Consider the following 19464-nt stretch of genomic DNA (forward strand, 5'->3'; position numbering starts at 1 on the left):
CCGGTGTTTCCGTCCGACAACATAGCGCCGGGGCGAACCCGCGAGGCACCGAGCAGGCCGCCCCGCCGCCCGGCCGCCCGGCGTGCCACCCACCCGGCCCAGGCCACTCTGGACGCGAGCCGAGGTCGTGAGGTCAGCCCCGTGAGCTGACGTCAGGCTCATTCGAGCTCGGACAGCTCGGCGTACAGCTCGGTGATCTCGGCGACGCGGCTGCGGCCACCCTCGGGCCGGCCGGCGCGCACGGTCTCGGTCAGCACCGCCCCGGCCAGCAGGGCGGCCAGGCTCATCGCGCTCGCGTAGCTGTCGAACGGGGCAGGGGTCTCGACCGGGCAGTCGAGCCTCACCGTCACGTCGACGCCACGCAGCGACGGATCGGCCACGAGCACCACGGGCACGCCGCGCGCAGCCAGGGACGACAGCACGCCGGCGAACCCGGCCGGCCGACGACGGAACCCCACCAGGACGACGACGTCGCGCGCCCCGAGCCCGACCAGCTCTTCGCCGATGGACTGGCCCGGCTGCGGCGCCACGCGCACGTCGTCCCGCGCCTGGACCAGCTGCTGCCGCAGGTGGAGCGCCACCGGGTAGCTGTTGCGGAACCCGGCCACGACGACCCGCTCGGCCCCGGCGACCAACGCCGCGGCACGCTCGAGTCGGCCGTCGGAGAGCCCCGAGAGCATCACGTCGAGGTTGTGACGTTCGGCCTCGGCGTGCTCGGCGAGCCCACCGGAGGCGCGGGTCGGCCCGACCGGGACGCCACGGCTGCGCGACGCCCTCGCCTGGTCGCGCACCTCTTGCGCGTCGGTGAAGCCGAGCCGCCGGAACAGCCGCGACACCGTCGCCTTCGAGACGCCGCTCTGCTCGGCGATCTCGGTGGCGGTGTAGACGGCGAGGTCGTCCAGGTGGTCGAGGATGAAGTCGGCGGCTCGCTGTTCCTGCGGCGAGAGGCGGCCGTAGCCCGAGTCGATGCGGTCACGGATGCCCGCCCCCTCGACCGGGCCCGCGCCTCCTTCACCCTCGGCCGCGTCCGCGCCGGCGGCAGCGGTGGCAGCGGCGACATCGCCGTGCGTGTCGTCGCCGTGAGCACCGTCTCCGCGGGGGCCGCTCACGCGGACGCCCGCGCCGCGACCGGGTGCGCCGCGGCGACCGCGTGCACGGCGGCCTCGAAGGCGTCGAGCGCGACGGCCACGTCGTCGATCGTGACGATCTCGTCGGGGTGGTGGCTGATGCCGGCGTTGCCGCAGCGGACGAAGAGCATGGCCCACTCGGTCAGCTCGGCGACGGCCATGGCGTCGTGCCCGGCCTTCGAGAACAGCACCATCGGGTCGGCGTCGCCGGTGGCGGCGATGCCCTCGCGGACGAACCCCCGGAGGCGCGGTGAGGCCACGACGGCCGGCGCACGGTGGGTCTCGTCCACCGAGAAGGTCAGGCCGCGACGCTGGCCGACCTCGGCGGCGACGGCCTGGATGTCGGCCCAGACCTGATCGCGTCGGTCGTCGTGCTCGCCGCGGAGGTCGAGGCTGAACTCGACGAGCCCCGGGATGACGTTCACGCCGCCGGGGAAGGCCTGCAGCCGGCCGACGGTGGCGATGCAGTCGGCCTCGCGGGCCAGGCGCTCGACCGCCAGCACGACCTCGCTGGCCCCGGCGAGCGCGTCGTGCCGACGGTGGAACGGAACGCCGCCCGCATGTCCGGCGACGCCGGTCAGGGTCAGCTCGAAACGTCGCGCCCCGGCGATCGACGAGACGACGGCGAGCGCCCGATCGGCTTCCTCGAGGTAGGGGCCCTGCTCGATGTGGGTCTCGAGGTAGCCGATCACGTCGGTCGGTTCGTAGGCGGCGTCGGTGACCCGGTCGGGGTCGAGACCGAAGGCCAGGAACGCCTCACGCAGCGTCGTGCCGGACGCGTCGGCCAGGGACCACCACTCGGGCACCCAGGTGCCGGCGACCGCACGGGAACCGAGCAGGGCGGTGCCGAAGCGGGTGCCCTCTTCGTCGCCGAAGGCGAGGACCTCGATCGCGAACGGCAGGCGGCTGCCCCGGGCCGACAGCCGTTCGACCAGGGCGATGCCGAGCAGCACGCCGAGGATGCCGTCGTACCGACCGGCGTCGGGCACCGTGTCGAGGTGCGAGCCGAGCAGCAGGGCGGGCAGGCCGGGCTCGGTGCCCTCGTAGCGGCCGCGCTGGTTGCCGGCCGCGTCCTGCCACGTCGTCATGCCGGCCTGTCGCATCCACCCGCCGGCCATCGCGTTGACCCGGGCGTGCTCGGGCGAGAGGTACACGCGCTCGATGCCGGTCGGGCTGCTCGAGACCGCGGCCAGGGCGTCGCAGCGTTCGAGGACATGACGGGCCTCGTCGAGGGGACCGCCCTCGGGGGCGGTGGTGGCCTCGGGACTCACGCCGCGCCTCCTTCCGGGGCCGCGCCTCCGGCGGTCGCGGCATCGAGGTCGGGCGACTGCTGGTCGGGGACGACCGAGGAGGCGCGGGTCGCCTCGGACGTCGCGGCCGACGACGAGCGGTCCACGTCGAGGTAGACGTCGTACGCGGCCCCGACGCCGCCGCCGCTCGCGATCGGCGCGCCCTCGCGACGGAGCACGGCCTCGAGCGCCGCGAGGGTCGTGAGCACGGTGTCGCGACGTGCGTTGTAGCCCATCGTGCCGATGCGCCAGACCTTGCCGTGCAGCGGGCCGAACGAGGTGCCGATCTCGATGCCGAAGTCGGCGAGCAAGGCGCCACGCACCCGGTCGCCGTCGACCCCGTCGGGGATCACCACGGCGACCACGTTGTTCATCTTGTGCGCGAGGTCGCCGAAGGTCTCGAGGCCGAGCCCCTTCACGCCGGCGAGCATGGCGCGGCCGTGCAGCTCGTGTCGCGCCACCATGGCGTCCACGCCCTCGTCGACGACGAGGCGGGCGCACTCGCGGGCGCCCCAGAGCATCGTGGTCGCCTCGGTGTGGTGGTTGAGGCGCTGAGGGCCCCAGTAGTCGAAGATCATGGCGAGGTCGAAGTAGTTCGAGGCGATCCGGTGGGCGCTCGTCGTGTCACCTTCGGTGCGGATGCCGGCCTCGATCGACGTGCGGGCCCGGATGACCTCGACGGCCCGCTCGCTGTAGGTGACGGGCGAGGACCCCGAGGGGCCGCCGAGGCACTTCTGCAGGCCGGCGCTGACGGCGTCGAGGCCGAGCTCGTCGGTGCGGAAGGTGTTGCCGACGATCGACGCCGTGACGTCGGTGTAGAACAGCACGCCGTGGCGGGCGCAGACCTCGCCGAGCCCCTCGAGCGGCTGGGCGACGGTCGTCGAGGTGTCGCCGTGCACGACCGCGAGCAGTTTCGGCTGGACGCGCTCGATCGCCTCGACGATGGTCTCGAGGGCGAACACCTGCCCCCAGGGCACCTCGATGACGTGGACCTCGGCCCCGCAGCGCTCGGCGATCTCGCGCAGCAGGTGCCCGAAGCGGCCGAAGACGGGCACGAGCACCTTGTCGCCCGGCTCGATCAGCGAGACGAGCGAGGCCTCGATGCCGGCGCGCGAGGTGCCGTCGACGAGCAGGGTCTGTTCGTTCGAGGTCTGGAACACCTCACGGTAGAGCGCCTGGGTCTCGTCCATGTAGGCGGTCATGGCGGGGTCGTACTGCCCGATGAGCTGCGCCGACATGGCCCGGAGCACCCGGGGGTCGGCGTTGATCGGGCCGGGGCCCATCAGCAGGCGGGCGGGCGGGTCGATCGGCTGGAAGACTCGTTTCACCCGGCCCACCCTACGCAACCCGTGTTTCATGCAGGTGAACTCGTCGGCTCTCGTCAGCGGCGAGCATCAGGTCGCCCAGGTCGCCGCGAGGTCGAGCAGAGACAGGTCTGACCCGCGCGGCCCCACGAGGCACAGCCCGACGGGTGCCCGCCGCCCGGAGGCGAGCGGCACCTCGAGGACCGGAACCGAGACGGCGGGGGCACCGAGCACGCCGGCGACGCAGGTCAACCCGAGCGTCGCCGAACGCACCGCGTCCACCTCGGCAGCGCTCGCGCCGAGCGAGGGCGCGGCCGAGGACGCACTCGGCAGGAGCAGCACCCGCCCGTCGAGGAGGGACTCGAGACGGTGGCGTTCGTGGCCGAGGGCGACCCGCGCCTCCTCGGCCTGCCGGGGCGAGATCGTCGCGCCGAACGCGAAGCGGGCCGCCACGTCGGCGGCGAGTTCGCCCGGATGCGCGGTGATCCAGTCGCCGTCGGACTGCCAGGCCTCGAAGGCCTGCAGCACGCGGAACAGCTCGAACAGCTGTGCGACGTCGCCCAAAAGGACCTGCTCGGGACGCGGGACGCGCCCTGCCGCGGTCGCCTCGTCGAGGGCGCGCCCGAACTCGGCCCGCACCTCGGGCGTGACCGACGAGAGCAGGGCCGGATCGACGACGTACGACGACTCGACCGACACCTGGTCCGCCGAGGGCAACGACGCCTCGGCCGCCCGACGGAGGGTGTCGACGTCTCGGGTCAACCAGCCGACCGTGTCGAAGCTCGGCGCGAGCGGGAGCAGCCCGGTGCGGTCGACGGCCCCGTGCGTCGTGCGGAGGCCCCAGAGCCCCTGGTACGACGCGGGCACCCGGAGCGACCCGCCCGTGTCGGTGCCGAGGCCGATGCTCGCCTGCCCGAGGGCCACGGCCGCCGCCGGGCCGCTGGTCGAACCACCCGAGATCGCCCCCGGCACGGCGGGGTTCGGTGGGGTGCCGTAGGCCGAGTTGCGGCCCGCGATGCTGTACGCGAACTCGTCGGTCTGGGCGATGCCCCGCAGGTCGGCTCCGGCGTCGAGCAGGTGCTGCACCGCGGCCGCATGCCCGGTCTCGGGCGTCGCACCGGCGAGCCGCGCAGGCACCCCGGCTCCGATCGTGTGACCTGCGACGGCGAACAGGTCCTTCACGGCGACGGTCTCGCCCGCGAGCGCCCGAGAGCCCGGAGGAGGCGCGCTGCCGGTCACCCCGTCGTCGCGCCGCCCCGAGACGAGCGGCTCGCCCACGACCCGCCAGACCCGGCGGTCGATCGCCGGAGGCGACGCCTGCACCTGCGCCGACGCGATCCGCCACGGGCGAGCACCCTGCGACCCCGAACCCGACTCGCGACGCCAGAGCTGCGTGACGACACCGCGCCCACCGGAGGCCGGGGCGTTGACCGACACGACCAGGGCGGTGTCGGCGTCGAGGACCCGCACGTGGCACTCGACCACACGACGAACGGGACCCGACCCGCGCCTGCCCCGGAAGGCCGTGATGGCGTCGTGCCCGACCAACAGGCCACCGGCGTCGGCACGCATCACCGTGGCCGTCGGCTCGAAAGCCGCGGCGAGAGCGGCCTGGTCGTCGGCCGCGAGCGCCCGCTCGTAGGCGTCGAACGCGGCGCTCAGGCCGTCGGGCAGGTCACCCTCGAGGGTCGTGGGGACGGTGCCCGAGCCGACCCGTGCCTCCTCGTGCCGGGGCAGGTCGGTGGGCGTCGCGTCAGCCACCGAAGTCCGCCTTGCGGATGCGGGCGTGGACGCCCTTGACCAGGTCGACGACCTGCGAGATGTCGAAGTCGGTCGCGGCCGAGAGGTAGGCGTAGGCGAGGCTGCGGTCCATGCCGTAGCGGGCCTCGAGCAAGTCGATCGCCGCCCGGACGCAGGCGCGGACCGCCTCGTCGAGGTCTTCGTCGAGACCGGTCGGCACGAGCAACTCGGCGGTCTCGGCCAGCGGCCCGGCGATCTCGCCGAACAGAGCCAGGGCCTGGGCCCGCGGCACCAGGTCGAACCGGACCGTGACGCGCAGGCTGGCCTCCATCGCGGTGAGTGCGACCTCGCCGTCGCCCTGGGCGAAGTGCGGGTCGCCGACGTAGGCGAGGGCCCCGGGCACCTGGACGGGCAGGTGGAGGGAGGCGCCCTCGGTCAGCAGGGCGATGTCGACGTTGCCGCCGTGCGAGCCCGGCGGCACCGAGTGCGGTCGCTCGTCGCCCGCGACGGCGACGCCCATGATGCCGAGGAACGGGTGCAGGGGGAACCGCACGGTGCGCTCGGCGCCGGGCACGAGCGGCAGCGTGCCGACGAGTGAACCGTCGGGTTCGTGGTCGACGGCCGCGAAGACGCTGACCGGGCCGGCCTCGAGCGGGAACTCGCCGGCGAGGGCGCCGCGACCGTGACGGTTCGAGATGACGCCGTAGGGCACCCGCGGCGTCGCGTCGAGCAGGGTCATCGTGACGACGTCGCCGGGCTGCGCCCCGCGGATCGCGATGGGCCCGGTCACGACGTGCGGGCCGTCGGCGGCGGGGTCTCGGCCGTGCCGCTCGTCGCCCGCGGCGGCCAGGGCGACCGCGTCGTCGAGCACGTGCTCGGCGGGCACCCCGTGACGGGCGAAGAAGGCCCGGGGGTCACGCCCTTGGTCGTCGAGCACGCCCTCGTGACTGAGGGTGTCGATGAGGACGGCCGTGCCCGGGTCGATCGTGAGCACGGGCTCGTCGGAGGCGCAGGGCAAGCGCCCCCACAGGGTCGTGGCGGGTGTCGCGGGCACGTAAGGGACGGCCCCGTCACGGTCGCCCGGCGACAGGGGTTGCAGGATCGGAGTCGTGGGAACGGGGCCCGACGGGGGTGCTGGGGTCGCCTCGGAGATCGCCATGCCCAGCACAGTAGCGAGTGGACGCCTCGTCCCGATAAGCCTTCTGAAACGAGTTGTTCACAATTCGTCGATCGTGAAACAAGTCGTTCACACGGTTGTGTGATCATCGCCGCATGGCGATCATCCTCGGCGACAACCAGTACGGCAAAGCGGAATCGCGACTCGTGCGCTTCTACCGCGACGGGCCCCGACACGAGATCCGCGACGTCAACGTCACGACGGCGTTGCGCGGCCCCTTCGACGCGGCGTACCTCCGCGGCGACCAGAGCGCCGTCCTGCCGACCGACACCCAGAAGAACACCGCGTTCGCCTTCGCGAAGTCGAAGGGCGTCGAGGCCGTCGAGCGCTTCGGGCTCGAGCTCGCCCGCCACTTCGTGCACGACGTCGAGCCCGTGACGGGTGCCCGCATCGAGATCGAGCAGTACGACTGGCAGCGGGCCGTGGTCGACGGCACCGAGCACGACCACACCTGGCTGCGCTCGGGGCAAGAGGTCCGGACCGCCGCCGTCACGGTCGACGGCACCGGCGAGTACGTCGTGGGCGGCCTGAAAGACCTTGTCCTGCTCAAGTCGACCGGCTCCGAGTTCGCCGGGTTCCTGACGGACGAGTTCACGACCCTGCCCGAGACGCACGACCGTGTCATGGCGACGGCCCTCGACGCGAAGTGGCGCTTCGGCACGACCGACGTCGACTGGGAGGCCACGTACGCCGAGGTCAAGCGCTTGATGGTCCGCGAGTTCGCCACCCTGCAGTCGCTCGCCCTCCAGCAGACCCTGTGGCACATGGGCACGGCCGTCCTCGAGGCGATCCCCTCGATCGTCGAGGTGCGCCTCAAGGCACCCAACAAGCACCACTTCGCCTACGACCTCTCACCCTTCGGCCTCGAGAACCCGGGCGAGGTCTTCTGGGCCGCCGATCGTCCGTACGGTCTGATCGAGGCCACCGTGCTGCGTGACGACGCGCCGCCGGCCCACGACGCCTGGCGTGCGTCCGCGGGCCTCGCATGAGCGTCGTCGAGTCCGCCGCCCCCACACCCGCCACACCCCGAGGAGACACCGTGACCGGAACCGACGACGCCCGCTGGCTGGCGCGCACGATCGAGTTGGCCGTCGAGAACGTGGCGAACGGGGGCGGGCCGTTCGGGGCCGTCATCGTCCGGGGCGACGAGCTCGTGGCCGAGGGGCAGAACCGGGTGACGGCCAACCTCGACCCCACCGCGCACGCCGAGGTCACCGCGATCCGCGCGGCCTGCCAGGCGGTCGGCGACTTCTCCCTCGCCGGCACGACCCTCTACACCTCGTGCGAACCGTGCCCGCTGTGCCTCTCGGCGTCGCTCTGGGCGAGGGTCGACCGGGTCGTGTACGCCGCCGACCGGCACGACGCCGCGCGTGGCGGCTTCGACGACCTCGAGTTCTACGAGCTGTTCGCGCGCGACCGGTCCACCTGGGACCTCCCCGTCGACGAGGTGCGCCCGACGAATGCGCCGGCGCCGTTCGAGGCGTGGCTGACCCACGACCACCGCACCGACTACTGAGCCGCCGTGCGAGGGGGGTCAGCTGCCGCGATAGGTCGAGTACGCGAACGGGCTGAGCAGCACGGGCACGTGGTAGTGGCTCGATTCGTCGGCGAGGGTGAAGTCGATCGTCACACGCGGGTAGAACGTGTCACGCCGCGACGCCGCGAAGTAGGCGGCGGTCTCGAAGACGAGTCGGTAGTCGGCGGCGGGCAGGGCGTCCGGGCCGAGCTCGGGCACGCGCCCGTCGGCGTTCGTGACTCCGGTGGCGAGCGCGACGCCCTGGGCGTCCAAGAGCGCGACGGGGACGTCGGCCGCCGGGCGGCCCAGCGCGGCGTCGAGGACGTGCGTGGTGACGTGGCTCATGCGCCGGCCTGGTCCGTGCGGCCGGTGGACGCCGGCTCGGCGGACGCCGGCTCGGCCGATGTCGGCTCGGCGGGTGCCGGCTCGGCGAAGGTCGTCTGCAGCCGCAACAGTGCGATGTCGCGCAGCTCCGCGCCGACGATGCGCAGCTCGGTGTCGTCGTCGAGCCCGAGTCGCCGGTGCAGCTCGCCCACGATCTCGGCCCGGCTCCGACCGGCGGCGCGGATCAGGAACACCCGGTCGAAGCGCTGCTCGTACGCGGCGTTGCCCTCGGCCAGCAGCTGCGCGAGGGTCTCGTCGTCGGCGTCGGCCGCCGAGCCCTGCTCGCGTCGGCTGAACTCCTGGGCGGCCCCGTCGCCGACCGGCTTCTCACCGATGCGCGGGTGGTGCGCCATCGCCTCGTCGATCTCGGCGGCACTGAGCGGCGTCGCGGCGGCGGCCGCGACCGTGATCAAGGCGTCGGCGTCCGCGAACGGTGACTGCGCGGCGACGTCGTCGGCCCACCGCTCGACGTTCAGGGCGGCCAGCAGATGCGAACGCAGGGTGGCGTCGTCGAGGTCGATCATGACGCACACCCTAGCGACGGTGCCCCGACGCGACGGGAGCGGCTGGCCGACCCGCGCCTCCCGGGCTCCGAGCGGGGGCACGGGGATCGGCACGAGTCGTTCGACGCCGAGCGAGCCGACACATGCTCGAAACCCCGGTCGTGCAGAGTGGGTGCTCCCATGGACCTGACCACCGTTCGCGAGATCCGCACCCCGTCGCGCCGAGACGAGATCGTCTTCGCACCCGGCGAGCGCCCCCTCGGCGGCGGCACGTGGCTGTTCTCCGAACGGCAACCCGGGCTGACCGGCTTGGTCGACCTGACCTCGCTCGGGTGGACGCCCGTCGAACGAGGCAGCGCCGCCGATAGCCGCGACGTCGTCAGCATCGCCGCCACCTGCACCATCGCCGAGCTGTTGCGGCTGCCCGCCGACGACGACTGGGTCGCCCACCCGCTGATCGACCAGTGCGCGAACTCGCTGCTCGCCTCGTTCAAGATCTGGAACGTCGCGACGGTCGGCGGCAACGTCGCCCTCGGGCTGCCGGCCGGGGCGATGACCTCGCTCATGGCGACCCTCGACGCCACGGCCCTCGTGTGGACCACCGACGGCGGCGAGCGCCGCCAGCCCGTGTCCACCTTCGTCACCGGAGTGGTGCAGAACGCCCTCGAGCCCGGTGAGGTGCTGCGCGCCCTCGAGGTGCCGGTCGACTCGCTGCGCTCGCGCACCGGGTTCCGGCGCATCTCGCTGAGCCCCCTGGGCCGCTCGGGCACGCTCGTCACGGCCCGGCTCGGTCTCGACGGCGAGTTCGTCGTCACCGTCACGGCGGGGACGACGCGTCCGGTCCAGCTGCGCTTCGACGAGGTGCCCGGCGAACGGGCCCTGGCGGACGCCCTCGCCCGGGTCGACTGCTGGTACTCCGACCCCCACGGCGATCCCGACTGGCGTCGTGCGATGAGCACCCGCTTCGCCGACGAACTGCGCGTCGAGCTCGGGCAGCCGGCCACCGACGTGTTCGTCCCGGCGGGCCGGGCACGACCTCACCGCGAGGCGACCCACGACCCCCGCAGCGCGACCGCGCGAGCGAGGTCGACCCCGCCCACCACCACGACCCCCGGAGGCGCGCGATGACCCCGAGACACGTCACGTTCGAGGTCGACGGCCTGCCTCTCGACGCCGACCTCGCACCCGGTCAGGTGCTGCGCACGGTGCTGCGCGAGAACGGCGTCCACTCGGTCAAGAAGGGGTGCGACGCGGGCGACTGCGGCGCCTGCTCGGTGCTGGTCGACGGCGAGCCCGTGCACTCGTGCATCTATCCCGCGCACCGGCTCGAGGGCCGGGCCGTGACGACGGCGGCCGGTCTCGGCACACCCGAACACCCCCACCCCGTGCAGCAGGCGTTCGCGGACGCAGCCGGGTTCCAGTGCGGCTTCTGCACCGCCGGCATGGTGGTGACGGCCTCGACGTTCACCGAGGCCGACGCGGACGACCTCCCGCGCCTCCTGAAGGGAAACCTCTGCCGGTGCACGGGGTACCGGGCGATCGGCGACGCGATCTGCGGCGTCTCGAACACGGTGTCCCCGGCCGACGGCGAGGCGGCCGGACGATCGGTGAAGGCTCCGGCGGCGATGCGCGTGGTGTCAGGCGGCGAGCCCTACACGCTCGACTTCCGCAGCACGACGAAGCTGCTGCACCTCGCCGTGCTCGGCAGCCCGCACGCCCACGCCCGCATCACGTCGATCGACACGAGCGCCGCCGAGGCGCTGCCCGGGGTGCACCTGGTGTTGACGCACCGTGACTCCCCCGCGACCTTGTTCTCGACCGGTCGCCACGAGGACCGCGAGGACGACCCCGACGACGGACTCGTCCTCGACCCCGTGCTGCGGTTCCGCGGGCAGCGCGTCGCCGCGGTCGTCGCCGACGACGTCCGCACGGCGACGAACGCCCTGGCCGCGATCGTGGTCGAGTACGAGCCCCTGCCCGCCGTGTTCGACCCCGAGACGGCGCGCACGCCCGGGGCCCCGCTGCTGCACGGCGAGAAGACCAGCGAGGTGTCGCGCATCGCGTTCCCCGAGCGCAACACCGTGGCCGCGATGCACGACGAGACCGGTGACGTCGAGGCCGGACTGGCCGCTGCGGACGCGGTGGTCGAGGGCACCTGGCGCACACAGCGCGTCTCGCACGGAGCCCTCGAGACGCACGCCTCACGCGGCTGGCTCGACGACGACGGGCGCCTCGTGATCCGCACGGCGAGCCAGGTGCCGTTCCTCGTGCGGGACGAGCTGGCACACGTCTTCGGGCTGTCGCAGGAGCAGGTCCGGGTCTTCGCCGCCCGCGTGGGCGGCGGTTTCGGGGGCAAGCAAGAGCTGATCACCGAGGACCTCGTCGCCCTCGCCGTGCTGCGCACCGGTCAGCCCGTCCAGTACGAGTTCACCCGCGAGGACGAGTTCACGATCGCCCCGACCCGCCACCCGATGCGGGTCCGCGTGCGGGTCGGCGCGACGAGCGACGGGGTGCTGACCGCGCTGCACGTCGACCAGCTGATGGACACGGGCGCCTACGGCAACCACGGCGTCGGCGTCATGTACCACTCGGTGCACGAGTCGACCAGCGTCTACCGCTGCCCGAACAAGCGCGTCGACGCCGAGTCGGTCTACACGAACAACCTGCCCTCGGGGGCGTTCCGCGGGTACGGGCTCGGGCAGGTCGTCTTCGCCGTCGAGTCCGCGATGGACGAACTGGCCCGCGAGCTCGGCATCGACCCGTTCGAGCTGCGCCGCCGCAACGTGATCGTCCCCGGCGACCCGATGGTGGTCACCGACCCCGACGAAGAGAGCGACCTGCTCATCGGCAGTTACGGACTCGACCAGTGCCTCGACCTGGTCGAGCAGGCGCTGGCGTCTCCTGCCCCCGAGGGCGCGCCTCCTGCCCCCGTCGGCCCGACCTGGTCGACCGGGCGAGGCATGGCCCTCGCCATGATCGCGACGATCCCGCCGCGCGGTCACTTCGCCGACACCTCGATCGAGCTGCTGCCCGACGGCCGCTACGACATCGGCGTCGGCACGGCCGAGTTCGGCAACGGCACCACGACGGTGCACACCCAGCTCGTCGCCTCGGCACTCGGCACCACGCCCGACCGAGTCGTCGTCCGTCAGTCCGACACCGACGTGGCCCGCTACGACACCGGGGCCTACGGTTCGGCCGGCGTCGTCGTCGCGGGCAAGGCCCTGCTCGCCGCGGCCCACAAGCTGCGCGCGGCCATGGTCGACCGTGCCCTGGCGATCGCAGGAGGCGCGGGTCACGCCGTCGACACCGCGGCCGCCCCCGAGGTGGTCGCGGGCGGCGTCGTGGTGCGGGTCGGCCCCGGTGTCGACGCGACCGTGCTCGTGTCCGGCGAGCGGCTGCTGGCCGACGGTCCGCTCGCCGCCGACGGGGCCCACGACGGCACCCCGCGCTCGGTGGCGTTCAACGTGCACGGCTTCGAGGTCGCCGTCGACCGGGCGAGCGGCGAGGTGCGCCTGCTGCGCTCGGTGCAGGCGGCGGACGCCGGAGTCGTGCTGAACCCCGAGCAGTTGCGCGGTCAGGTCGAGGGCGGAACGGCGCAGGCGATCGGCACCGCGCTCTACGAAGAGATGATGCTCGACGACGAGGGGCGCGTGCTGACGACGGCGTTCCGCAACTACCGGATGCCCAAGTTCGGCGACGTACCCGAGACCGAGGTGCACTTCGCGACCACGCACGACGACCTCGGCCCGCTCGGCGCCAAGTCGATGAGCGAGGCGCCGTACAACCCGGTGGCCCCGGCCCTGGCGAACGCGATCCGCGATGCGCTCGGCGTGCGGCCGCACGAGCTGCCGATGTCGCGCGACCGTCTCTGGCGCCTCGCCGGCGGGCGCTGAGCCGCGCGGGGCCGGGCCGGGTCGAGCTGGGTTGAGCCGAGCCGGGTTGAGCCGAGCCGAGCCGGGCCGAACCGCGCCAGGCAGCGCCGCGCTGGGCTGAGCCGCGTCGGACCGCACTCCCTCCGACCCTGATCCGGTACGTACCGGATCACGAGTCGCACCACGAACTGAACGTCGCACCGCCGAAATGCGCGGTGCGACGTTCAGTCGACGGTGCGACGCGGGAGCGGATCCGTATGACCCGGGCCCCGACTCAGACCTCGCGCTCGGTCACCCCGGCCGGTGCCGCGGGCCCGCGCACGGCGTCGTGCGCCGACACGTCGCGGTCCGCGCCCTCGTCGCGCGCCTGCACCCGAGGCGAGTTGAGCAGCAGGTTGAGCAGCACGGCGACGATCGCCCCGGCGCTGATGCCCGAGTCGAAGACGATCGTGAACCAGGTCGGGAACTGCGCGTAGATCTCGGGGCTGACCGTGGGCAGCAGGCTGACGCCCAGGGCGACCGCGACGATCAGGATGTTGCTGTTCGTGAAGCGCACCTTCGACAGCGTCCGGATGCCGCTCGCCGCCACCATGCCGAACAGCGCGACCCCGGCTCCGCCGAGCACCGCCACCGGCACGCCCTCGACGACGGCCCCGAGCGCGGGCACCAACCCGAGCACCACGAGGATGCCGCCCGCCAGCGTCGCCACGTACCGCGACTTCACGCCCGTGATGCTGACCAGCCCCACGTTCTGCGCGAAGGCGGTGTACGGGAACGTGTTGAAGACGCCGCCGATGACGGTCGACAGTCCGTCGGCCCGCAGCCCGTCGGCGAGGCGACGCGGGGTCACCGGCCGGTCGACGATCTCACCCACCGCGATGATGTCGCCCGTGGTCTCGGTCATGATCACCAGGCCGACGATGCACATCGACACGATCGCGCTCACCGGGAACGTCGGCAGTCCGAAGTGGAACGGCAGAGCGAGGCCGAACCAAGCGCTCTCGCCCACACCGCTCCAGTCGGTCAGCCCGAACGGCCAGGCGACGAGGGTGCCGACGACGAGTCCCAGCAGGATCGACAGGCGGCGGAGCGCAGGAGGCGCGAACCGCTCGATCAGGATGATCAGCAGCAGGGTGCCCGCGGCGAAGGCGATGTCGAGGGGACGTCCGAAGTCGTCGGAACCCGTGCCTCCTCCGACCCATCCGGCGGCGACGTCCATCAGCGAGACGCCGATGATCAGGATGACCGTGCCGGTGACGATCGGCGGGAAGAACCGCACGAGCTTCGAGAAGAACGGCGCCAGCAGCATCATGAAGACGCCGCTCGCGATGACGGAGCCGTAGATCGCCGTTATGCCGTACTCGCCGCCGATCACGATCATCGGCCCGACGGCGGCGAAGGTGCAGCCCTGCATCAACGGCAGCCGCACCCCGAAGCGCCAGAACCCCACGGACTGCACGATCGTCGCGATGCCGGCCACGAACAGGTCGGCGCTGATCAGGTACGCGATGTCGCCGGGCTCGAGCTGACCCATGCCGACCAGCGCTCCGCCGACGATCAGCGGGACGGCGACCGCCCCGGCGTACATCGCGAGCACGTGCTGCAGGCCGAGCGGGAAGAGCCTCCGCAGCGGGGGGACGCGGTCGACGGGGTGCTTCTCGACGGTGTCGACGGGCGCGCCGCCGGCGGCAGCCGGGACGGACGAGGGCTGGGACATCGGGACTCCTGATCGTGGGGATGCCGGGTGGTCGTCGTCAGCGTACGAAACGCGGGTTTCGTCGCGACGGCACACGTGTTTCAGGCTCGTGACGTCGGCGCAGTCGGTGCCGATGAACCCGGTTCCGAACGATGCACCCACAAGGAACCGGGTGCATCGATCGAAACCGGGTGCATCGAGAAGGAGGCGCGGGCTGGCTGCCGAGGACGGGAGCAGCACCCGGCGCGATCACCGGGCAGCGCGGCGCGCAGCGGGCGGCGCACGGCGCACGCCGCACCGCGCCACGGCCAGACGCTCAGCGGGCGGTGATCGCCCGGACGAGGTGCATGGTGACGTCCGCCGACCGCCCCGCCGTCAGGGCGAGGTTCTCGTCGTGCACGTCGTGGGCATCCGGACCGGCGAGGTCGCTGATGCCGCGCACCGAGACGAACGGCACGTGGTGGACGTGACAGGTCTGGGCGATCGCCATCGACTCCATGTCGACGGCGTCCACGTCGACGACGTCGGCGAAGGCGCTCCGCACGCCGATCACGCGCTCGGCGGTCATGAACGCGTCGCTCGAGGCGATCAATCCGGGCCGCACGGCCCAGCCGCCGCCCGACGCGCTCGACGCGCTCGACGCGACACCGTCGCCCGAGGCCTCACCCGCGATCGACGTGCCGGGCGAGACCGACGAGACGGACGTGTCGTAGGCGACCGCCGCCTCCATGAGGGCCTCGTCGGCGTGGAAGCTGGCCGGCATGCCGGGCACCTGTCCCAGCCGGTAACCGAACACGCGCGCGTCGGCGTCGAGGTTGACGTACTCGGAGCCCGCGACGACGTCGCCGATCTCGATGCCGATCCCCATGCCCGCGGCCGTGCCGGCGCTGATCACGGTCGGCACGACGCCCTCGAGCGAGCCCGCCCGCACGATGGCCGACGTCGCCGCCCCGGCGGCATTGACGAACCCGATGCCGCTCTGCACGAGCAGCAGCTCGACCCCGTCGATCTCGACGACGCGCTGCAGCGACCCGCCGACGGCGACCGGCTCGTCGACGCGCGACGCCCGGGACACGAACGGCTCGGCCTCGTCGCTCATCGCCACGATCACGATGATCGCCGGTGCGGCGAGCGCCGCGACACCGTCGGCAGGAGGCGCGGCGTGCGTCCCGGTCATCGGGTGACGGTCGACCACTCGTCGCGGGCCGCGAGGAAGTCGCGGGCGACGCCCTGCGCACCCTCGAGCGTGTGGTTGGCGCCCCAACCGCACTGGACCTCGTTGGCCGCGGGGACCTCGGTGGCGGTGGTGATGTCGGTGAGGGTGCCCTCGATGAGCGACAGGACGTCGTCCATCGCGGGGTCGCCCTGCAGGATCAGGTAGAACCCGGTCTGGCAGCCCATCGGCGAGAAGTCGATGACGTCGCCCGAGCGGTTGCGCGAGTGCTCGGCGAAGAGGTGCTCGAGCGAGTGGACCGACGCCATGTCGAGATGAGCCTCGTTCGGCTGCGTGAACCGGACGTCGAACTTGGTGATGACGTCGCCGTGCGGCAGCGTCTTCTGGTCGGCGACGCGCACGTAGGGCGCGGCGACGGTGCGGTGGTCGAGGTTGAACGACTCGACGTTCATCTTGGGCTGGGTCACGATGGTCCCTTCGGGGTGCGGGCGGGGCGCGGGAGGCACCTCGGCCTCTGCACCGATCTGTGCGTCCCAACGCCCTGTCGACCCTAGGACATTCCCCCTGCGCCGGTCGGCGTGTGACCCCGCACGCGGCCCACCGCCCCGCCATCCCGCCACGGAGTAAACAATCCGCCACACAAAAGGATGGCGGTGTGTTCACTTCGTGGCGGCGAGCGGGGGAAGGGGCTGGGGGTGCGGACCGACGGGCGCAGCGCAGCGCCGCCCGGCGCCGCGCAGGGCTGCTCTGTGCGGGGCACGGGGCTGCGCCGCGCGGAGCTGCGCCGCGTAGCCCACCCCGCCACCCCGCCAGCCCGCCACCCCGCCACCCCGCCACGAAGTGGTCATCCCGCCACGAAAAAAGATGGCGGGGTGACCACTTCGTGGCGGTGTGTTCACTTCGTGGCGGCGAGCGGGGGAAGGGGCTGGGGGTGCGGACCGACGGGCGCAGCGCAGCGCCGCCCGGCGGTGCCCGCAGCGCTACGGCAGCGTGTGGCCGGCCGCCGTGAAGAGCCGGTACCACTCGGGCCGGGTCAGCGGCACGTCGGACCCGGCGGCGCTGTCGCGGAGGTGCGCGACGCTCGTCGTGCCGAGGACGACCTGCATCTCGGCCGGGTGCCGGGTGATCCAGGCGACCGGGATCGCCGACGGCGGCACGTCGTACTTCGTGGCGAGCTCGTCGATGACGTCGTTGAGCTCGGGGTAGCCGTCGCGGTCGCCGAGGAACACGCCGTCGAAGAAGCCCTTCTGGAACGGCGACCAGGCCTGCAGGGTCATGTCGTTCAGGCGGCTGTAGTCGAGGATGCCGTTGTCGCGGTCGACGGACTGGTCGAGCCCCGCCATGTTGGCCGCGACGCCCGCGGCGATCAGCGGCGCGTGGGTGATGCTGAGCTGCACCTGGTTGACGATCAGCGGCTGCGTCACACTGCGCTTCAGCAGCTCGACCTGGGCGGGCGTGTGGTTCGAGACGCCGAAGTGGCGCACCTTGCCGCTCGAGTGCAGCTGGTCGAAGGCCGCGGCCACCTCGTCGGGTTCGACGAGGGCGTCGGGCCGGTGCAGCAGCAGCACGTCGAGGCGGTCGGTGCGCAGGGCGGCGAGCGAGGCGTCGACCGACTCGAGGATGTGCTCGGTCGAGAAGTCCCAGAAGCCGTCGCGGATGCCGACCTTGCTCTGCAACTGGACGGCGTCGCGCTCGGACGAGGTCATGGTGACGGCATCGCCGAAGCGCTGCTCGCAGTGGTGGGGGTGGTCGCCGTACACGTCGGCGTGGTCGAAGAAGTCGATGCCGAGGTCTCGGGCCTCGGCCACGAGTTCGCGGATCGCGTCCTCGGTCATGCCCGAGATGCGCATGAGCCCGAGGACGATGGTCGAGGCGGGGCGGTCGGTGGTGGGTAACGTCGTCGTCTTCACGCGGCCAGTCTGCTCTCGTTCGCTGTCCCCGGGAGCCGACTCGCGCCTCCTCGGGGGACGGCCAGGAGGCGCGGGGCGCCTGGGGAGGACCCGTCCCGTCGTTCGCGCCCTCCGTTCCGAATGCCCGGCATGACCGTCACCGCGAGCGCGAGCACCGCGCGCGTCGCCGCCGCCCCGCTCGACCGGGCGTGGAGCATCGCGACGCCGCTGACCCCCGTCGGGTTCTATCCGCGGGCGGGGGTGATCCCGGCCGTCGTGGCCGTCCACGACCAGTCCGGCCCGTGGGACGCCGTGGGGCGCACCCGCCGGCTCGAGCTGTCGGACGGCAGCAGCGTCGTCGAGAGCCTGGTGCGCGTGGAGCCCGACAGGGCCTTCGTCTACGAGCTGAGCGAGTTCACCGGACTGCTGGGGCGGCTGGTGACCGGCGGCCGCGCCGACTGGAGCTACCAGGCCACTCCGAGCGGACGCACCCGGGTCGACTGGACCTATTCGTTCTTCGCCCGACCGGGACGTGGGGCGATCGTGCGCGGCATCGTGCGCTTCGCCTGGGCGCCGTACATGCGCCGCGTGCTCGTCGGCATCACCCGCGAGATCGAGCGCACCGCCTAGCCGGACTCGCCCACACCCCAGGAACGCGCCGAGACACCCGCGCGCGCCGAAGGGTCTCGGCGACTTCGTGGGGTCTCGTGCATCCGACACCCCGGCGGGGCACGAGGCACCGCTACCCTCGGGGCATGAAGGACGCCACGATCTACGACGTGGCGAAGCGCGCGGGCGTCTCGCACCAGACCGTCAGCAGGTTCCTGCGCGGCTTCGAGGGCATCCGTCCCGCCACCCGCGAGAAGGTCGAGCAGGCGCTCGCCGAGCTCGAGTACCGCCCCAACTCGGCGGCCCGCTACCTGCGCCTGCAGCGGACGAACCGCATCGGGCTGCTCGCCGACAACATGCAGCAGTCGGGCCCCGCCCGCACCATCGCCGGGGCCACCGAGGCCGCACGCTCGCTCGGCTACGTCACCGACATCGTGTCGATGGACGGCGTCGACGAACGCTCGGTCGACGACGCCCTCGACCTGATGCTCGGGCAGCAGATCGCCGGCATCGTCGTCACCGCGCAGACCGCGGTCGCCCGGTCGGCGCTCGAACGCCGCGCGATCTCGGTGCCCGTGGCGCGCGACTTCGGGCTGATGGTCGAGGGCACCACCGAGTCGATCAACGAGCACGCGGGCCGGGTCGCGGCCGAGCACCTCGCGAGCCTCGGCCACCGCCGCGTGGCCTACGTCGCCGGGCCGGACCAGTGGCTGGCCGCCCGCGAGCGCGCCGACGGGTTCCACCGGGCCACGACCGCGTCCGGAGGCGCGGTGACGGTCACCGACGTCGGCGACTGGTCCGCGGCGGCCGGCTACGACATCGGGCTGCGGCTCGCCGCCCGCACCGACGACTTCACCGGCGTCGCCGTCGCCAACGACGCCATGGCGATGGGGCTGCTCGCCGCCCTCGCCGCCGAGGGGGTCTCCGTGCCGCACGAGGTCAGCGTGGTCGGCAACGACGACACTCCCGAGGCGCGGTTCATGGTGCCGTCGCTGTCCACGGTGGCTCTGGACTTCGGCTTCGAGGGGGCGCACGTGATGACGTCGCTGATCGCCCGCATCGAGGGGCGGAGCCCCGACACGGCCAGCCGCCTGCCGGTGCCGTCCCTCGTGGCGCGCGCCTCGACCGCACCCGCGCGCGGCTGACGCCCCGGGGCGCGGGCCGACCCGCGCCTCCTCGCC

17 protein-coding genes are annotated in these 19464 nt (G+C 72.9%); 6 read left to right on the plus strand and 11 right to left on the minus strand.

The features are described from left to right. Nucleotides 1-158: 158 nt before the first annotated feature. The 5 genes from ASG28_RS11790 to ASG28_RS11810 form a co-directional block, all read right to left on the minus strand. A complete protein-coding gene (locus tag ASG28_RS11790) occupies nucleotides 159-1109 on the minus strand; it encodes a MurR/RpiR family transcriptional regulator (protein ID WP_235477768.1) in 951 nt (316 codons plus the stop codon). After that, nucleotides 1106-2398, minus strand: a complete 1293-nt coding sequence (locus ASG28_RS11795; RefSeq protein WP_055975331.1) for an allantoate amidohydrolase — start codon at nucleotides 2396-2398, stop codon at nucleotides 1106-1108. Before ASG28_RS11795 ends, ASG28_RS11790 begins: the two co-directional genes overlap by 4 nt. Beyond that, a complete protein-coding gene (locus tag ASG28_RS11800) occupies nucleotides 2395-3744 on the minus strand; it encodes a pyridoxal-phosphate-dependent aminotransferase family protein (RefSeq protein WP_304437828.1) in 1350 nt (449 codons plus the stop codon). Before ASG28_RS11800 ends, ASG28_RS11795 begins: the two co-directional genes overlap by 4 nt. 66 nt (nucleotides 3745-3810) lie before the next feature. Then, the gene (locus ASG28_RS11805) at nucleotides 3811-5481 is read right to left on the minus strand and encodes an AtzH-like domain-containing protein (protein ID WP_235477770.1); all 1671 of its coding nucleotides are present in this window, start codon (nucleotides 5479-5481) and stop codon (nucleotides 3811-3813) included. Then, complete coding sequence (locus tag ASG28_RS11810) at nucleotides 5474-6619, minus strand: acetamidase/formamidase family protein (protein WP_055977551.1); 1146 nt, start codon at nucleotides 6617-6619, stop codon at nucleotides 5474-5476. The genes ASG28_RS11805 and ASG28_RS11810 overlap by 8 nt, the downstream gene beginning before the upstream one ends. 113 nt (nucleotides 6620-6732) lie before the next feature. On the opposite strand from ASG28_RS11810, the gene pucL reads away from it, so the two are divergent. Beyond that, entirely contained in the window at nucleotides 6733-7626 is an 894-nt protein-coding gene (gene pucL, locus ASG28_RS11815; RefSeq protein WP_055975335.1) for a factor-independent urate hydroxylase, read from the plus strand. 50 nt (nucleotides 7627-7676) lie between these two features. Beyond that, nucleotides 7677-8153, plus strand: coding sequence for a nucleoside deaminase (locus tag ASG28_RS11820; RefSeq protein WP_055977554.1), 477 nt, complete (start codon nucleotides 7677-7679; stop codon nucleotides 8151-8153). 18 nt (nucleotides 8154-8171) lie between these two features. Here ASG28_RS11820 and uraH read toward each other — a convergent pair whose 3' ends face one another. Further along, on the minus strand, nucleotides 8172-8498 hold the full coding sequence (gene uraH, locus ASG28_RS11825; RefSeq protein WP_055975338.1) for a hydroxyisourate hydrolase: 327 nt from the start codon (nucleotides 8496-8498) through the stop codon (nucleotides 8172-8174). Next, nucleotides 8495-9061, minus strand: coding sequence for a 2-oxo-4-hydroxy-4-carboxy-5-ureidoimidazoline decarboxylase (gene uraD, locus ASG28_RS11830; RefSeq protein WP_082454612.1), 567 nt, complete (start codon nucleotides 9059-9061; stop codon nucleotides 8495-8497). The genes uraH and uraD overlap by 4 nt, the downstream gene beginning before the upstream one ends. A gap of 159 nt (nucleotides 9062-9220) precedes the next feature. Here uraD and ASG28_RS11835 point away from each other — a divergent pair, with 159 nt between their 5' ends. Together ASG28_RS11835 and ASG28_RS11840 are read left to right on the plus strand one after the other, a co-directional pair. Continuing rightward, nucleotides 9221-10168, plus strand: a complete 948-nt coding sequence (locus tag ASG28_RS11835) for an FAD binding domain-containing protein (RefSeq protein ID WP_082454613.1) — start codon at nucleotides 9221-9223, stop codon at nucleotides 10166-10168. Continuing rightward, nucleotides 10165-12936, plus strand: coding sequence for a molybdopterin-dependent oxidoreductase (locus ASG28_RS11840; protein WP_055975341.1), 2772 nt, complete (start codon nucleotides 10165-10167; stop codon nucleotides 12934-12936). Before ASG28_RS11835 ends, ASG28_RS11840 begins: the two co-directional genes overlap by 4 nt. Before the next feature lie 253 nt (nucleotides 12937-13189). Here ASG28_RS11840 and ASG28_RS11845 read toward each other — a convergent pair whose 3' ends face one another. The 4 genes from ASG28_RS11845 to ASG28_RS11860 form a co-directional block, all read right to left on the minus strand. After that, entirely contained in the window at nucleotides 13190-14632 is a 1443-nt protein-coding gene (locus ASG28_RS11845; protein WP_082454614.1) for a nucleobase:cation symporter-2 family protein, read from the minus strand. Nucleotides 14633-14927: 295 nt separating this feature from the next. Continuing rightward, entirely contained in the window at nucleotides 14928-15788 is an 861-nt protein-coding gene (locus ASG28_RS11850; protein ID WP_055975344.1) for a 5'-methylthioadenosine/S-adenosylhomocysteine nucleosidase, read from the minus strand. Further along, nucleotides 15785-16237: an S-ribosylhomocysteine lyase gene (locus ASG28_RS11855; RefSeq protein ID WP_043597358.1), complete on the minus strand. Its 453-nt coding sequence runs from the start codon at nucleotides 16235-16237 to the stop codon at nucleotides 15785-15787. The genes ASG28_RS11850 and ASG28_RS11855 overlap by 4 nt, the downstream gene beginning before the upstream one ends. A 528-nt stretch (nucleotides 16238-16765) precedes the next feature. Then, a complete protein-coding gene (locus ASG28_RS11860) occupies nucleotides 16766-17695 on the minus strand; it encodes an aldo/keto reductase (RefSeq protein ID WP_055975347.1) in 930 nt (309 codons plus the stop codon). A 129-nt stretch (nucleotides 17696-17824) separates the two neighbouring features. On the opposite strand from ASG28_RS11860, the gene ASG28_RS11865 reads away from it, so the two are divergent. Both ASG28_RS11865 and ASG28_RS11870 read left to right on the plus strand, forming a co-directional pair. Continuing rightward, complete coding sequence (locus ASG28_RS11865) at nucleotides 17825-18304, plus strand: SRPBCC family protein (RefSeq protein ID WP_235477772.1); 480 nt, start codon at nucleotides 17825-17827, stop codon at nucleotides 18302-18304. A 125-nt stretch (nucleotides 18305-18429) separates the two neighbouring features. Then, a complete protein-coding gene (locus ASG28_RS11870) occupies nucleotides 18430-19428 on the plus strand; it encodes a LacI family DNA-binding transcriptional regulator (RefSeq protein WP_055975352.1) in 999 nt (332 codons plus the stop codon). The last annotated feature ends 36 nt before the right edge of the window (nucleotides 19429-19464 follow it).

The sequence above is a fragment of the Frigoribacterium sp. Leaf415 genome, assembly GCF_001424645.1.
Lineage (GTDB): Bacteria > Actinomycetota > Actinomycetes > Actinomycetales > Microbacteriaceae > Frigoribacterium.

Coding starts and splice junctions, on each gene's coding strand:
- ASG28_RS11835 (WP_082454613.1), top strand. CDS start 9,221: ATGGACCTGACCACCGTTCGCGAGATCCGCACCCCGTCGCGCCGAGAC.
- ASG28_RS11840 (WP_055975341.1), top strand. CDS start 10,165: ATGACCCCGAGACACGTCACGTTCGAGGTCGACGGCCTGCCTCTCGAC.
- ASG28_RS11870 (WP_055975352.1), top strand. CDS start 18,430: ATGAAGGACGCCACGATCTACGACGTGGCGAAGCGCGCGGGCGTCTCG.
- ASG28_RS11865 (WP_235477772.1), top strand. CDS start 17,825: ATGACCGTCACCGCGAGCGCGAGCACCGCGCGCGTCGCCGCCGCCCCG.
- ASG28_RS11855 (WP_043597358.1), bottom strand. CDS start 16,237: ATGAACGTCGAGTCGTTCAACCTCGACCACCGCACCGTCGCCGCGCCC.
- uraD (WP_082454612.1), bottom strand. CDS start 9,061: ATGATCGACCTCGACGACGCCACCCTGCGTTCGCATCTGCTGGCCGCC.
- ASG28_RS11845 (WP_082454614.1), bottom strand. CDS start 14,632: ATGTCCCAGCCCTCGTCCGTCCCGGCTGCCGCCGGCGGCGCGCCCGTC.
- pucL (WP_055975335.1), top strand. CDS start 6,733: ATGGCGATCATCCTCGGCGACAACCAGTACGGCAAAGCGGAATCGCGA.
- ASG28_RS11810 (WP_055977551.1), bottom strand. CDS start 6,619: ATGGCGATCTCCGAGGCGACCCCAGCACCCCCGTCGGGCCCCGTTCCC.
- uraH (WP_055975338.1), bottom strand. CDS start 8,498: ATGAGCCACGTCACCACGCACGTCCTCGACGCCGCGCTGGGCCGCCCG.
- ASG28_RS11850 (WP_055975344.1), bottom strand. CDS start 15,788: ATGACCGGGACGCACGCCGCGCCTCCTGCCGACGGTGTCGCGGCGCTC.